The following is a 2,274-nucleotide window of genomic DNA, read 5'->3' as shown; positions in this document are numbered from 1 at the left end:
TTTCACGGTGTTCGCCTGTGGCAGATCGGCATAAACGCGGCGGAGATAGTCGTAAGGTTCGAGCTCGTTGGCCTTCGCGGTTTCTATCAGACTGTAAAGCGCCGCACTGGCTTTCGCACCCTTGGGGGTATCGCTGAAGAGCCAGTTCTTTCGCCCGATCACGAACGGGCGTATGGCGTTCTCGGCGTCATTGTTATCGATATTGAGACGGCCGTCCTCTACGTAGACGCATAGCTTCTCCCAGTTTTTCTGCAAGTAGGACAGGGCCTTGCCCAAGGTGCTTTTCGGCAGTGCCTTTGGCAGTTCTTTGTCGAGCCAGTTGCGCAGCTTATCGAGGATGGGCAGGCTTTTCTCCTGGCGAAGCGTATGTCGCAGCTCTGGGGAGAGGTTTTTACCCCTGCGCTCTATGCCGTAGAGGTGGCCAATGTAGTTGAGCGCGATATCGGCTTTGCCGGGTTGTTTTTTCTTGTTCTTATCTTTGCCCTTCGACTTGTTGCTCTTGCTGCTGTTGGCAACCTTCTGAGCCTCGATAAACTTCCGTCGGGCGTGGGCCCAGCAGCCGAGGTGGGTGATACCGTTTTCGGTACCCACGGCGTGGTAGCCGGCATAGTCGTCGGTTTGCAGGTAGCCGTTGAAGCCAGACAACAGGGCCTTGGCTACCTCCCCACTGCGGCTGGGGTGGTAGTCGTAGAGCACCACGGATTCGTCCGGGAGTCCGCCGAGGCGGACCCACATGTACGATTGGCTGTCGGGTGGCCGGTCTGGCTCCTTGAGCACTTGTACCGGCGTTTCATCGCACTGGATGAGGGGGCCTTCCCGTAACCTGTCTTCCAGCAGGTTGAGCAGGGGCTGCACCAGCTGGCTGCAGCGGATGATCCAACTGGCCAGGGTGTTGCGGGGCAGATCCACGCCGATGCGGTGGAAGATCTGTTCCTGGCGGGCCAGCGGCAGGGCGTCCTGGTACTTGGCCACGGTGATCTGGGCCAGCAGACCCGGGCTGGCATTGCTTCTGGGGATGGGCTGGGCCGGCAAAGGGGCGATTTTGACGCCGGTCTCACAGGCTTTGCAGGCGTACTTCTTGCGGGCGTGTTGTATCACCCGGATCTTGGCCGGGATGATATCCAGTTGCTCGCTGGTCTCCTCGCCGATGGCTCGCATCTGGCAACCGCAGTCACAGGTCTTTTCTGCCTCGGGGAGGTCGTGCTCCCGGCGTACCCGGGACAGATCTGCCGGGAGTCGCTGGCGACCGGCAGGTTTTTTGTGGGTCGTGGCGGGAGATTCTGTGGTAGGCCCTTGCGAAGGCTCTGCGTCTGCCTCGACTTCTGCTTCATCGAAGAAGCCGAGCTGGTTCGAGGCCTGTTCGCTGCTGCTGGCGAAGCGCTTGTTGCGCATCAGCAGGATCTGTTCTTCGAGCAGGTGGATGCGCTGCTGCTTCTGTTCCAGCTGTGTTTGTTGCTGCAACAGAAGTGCTTTCAACGTATCGACGTCGTCAGGTAATTGCTCGGCGGCCTGCTCACTCATGGCCGCCATTGTATCGCAGGGCCCGGCTATGTGACCGAGTCAAACTGGATAGATTGGTGGGGTTTTTGGCTCCAGATGTTCAGGCCGTCGAGGAGCTGGTTCAGCTCGCGGCCACTGCGCTTGTGGTAGGTGAAGTCGCCCTCCCGCGGCCAGCGGAAGCGCTGCTTCTCCAGGCGCTTGTACCAGACCACGAAGCCGTTGCGCTCCCAGTACAACATCTTGATCTTGTCCTGGCCGCGGTTGCAGAACACGAAGAGCGCTTCCAGAGCCGGAGACAGCTCCATCTCCTGCTCCACCAGTGCCGCCAGGCCGTCGATCGACTTGCGCATGTCCACCGGCGCCATGTACAAGTAGACCTGTGCCGACTGCCTTGGCCGTAGCATCAGGCCTGCTCCCGGAGCAGGCGCCAGACCAGCGGCAGGGTCTGCTCCAACGCCGATGCGGATAACTGCATGTGGATACCGCCGGGCAACGCCAGCTCCACCGGGGTATCCGGAGCGGTTATCGACACAGGCACCAGTTTACGGCGGCCCTTGTTCTGCTTGTGGCGCCAGTAGGTGAAGGTGCTGAGCTTCAGGTCGTGCTGCTGGCAGTAGGCTGCCTGAGACAGGCCGCTCTCTTTCCAGGTCTGGATATGCTGCTGCCAGAAGTCGGATTTGCTCTGGGTGGTCATGTGGATCTCCTGATCGTTGAAAATCAGGAGCGTATCCGGAAGAGGCGCTGGATTTTAGGTGGGGTTTATCGATCGCTTAC

The 2,274-nt window shown here is 59.9% G+C and carries 3 protein-coding genes; all 3 read right to left on the bottom strand.

The window, feature by feature from the left end:
• Nucleotides 1-1,521: IS66 family transposase (tnpC, locus tag MWN76_RS20785; RefSeq protein ID WP_250465094.1), on the bottom strand; the 1,521-nt coding region annotated here is incomplete at its 3' end.
• A gap of 26 nt (nucleotides 1,522-1,547) precedes the next feature.
• Nucleotides 1,548-1,904 (bottom strand): IS66 family insertion sequence element accessory protein TnpB, encoded by a 357-nt coding sequence (gene tnpB / locus MWN76_RS20780; RefSeq protein ID WP_250465092.1) that lies wholly within the window; start codon nucleotides 1,902-1,904, stop codon nucleotides 1,548-1,550.
• Nucleotides 1,904-2,194, bottom strand: a complete 291-nt coding sequence (gene tnpA / locus MWN76_RS20775; protein WP_250465090.1) for an IS66 family insertion sequence element accessory protein TnpA — start codon at nucleotides 2,192-2,194, stop codon at nucleotides 1,904-1,906. The genes tnpB and tnpA overlap by 1 nt, the downstream gene beginning before the upstream one ends.
• Nucleotides 2,195-2,274: the final 80 nt, after the last annotated feature.

The sequence above is a fragment of the Microbulbifer litoralis genome (assembly GCF_023634065.1).
Lineage (GTDB): Bacteria > Pseudomonadota > Gammaproteobacteria > Pseudomonadales > Cellvibrionaceae > Microbulbifer > Microbulbifer litoralis.
The sequence above is the reverse complement of the archived record's forward strand: the minus strand, read 5'-3'. Positions and strand labels throughout refer to the sequence as shown.

Bases quoted from the DNA above. Each gene is read 5' to 3' on its own strand.
- tnpA (WP_250465090.1), bottom strand. From the start codon at position 2,194: ATGACCACCCAGAGCAAATCCGACTTCTGGCAGCAGCATATCCAGACC.
- tnpB (WP_250465092.1), bottom strand. From the start codon at position 1,904: ATGCTACGGCCAAGGCAGTCGGCACAGGTCTACTTGTACATGGCGCCG.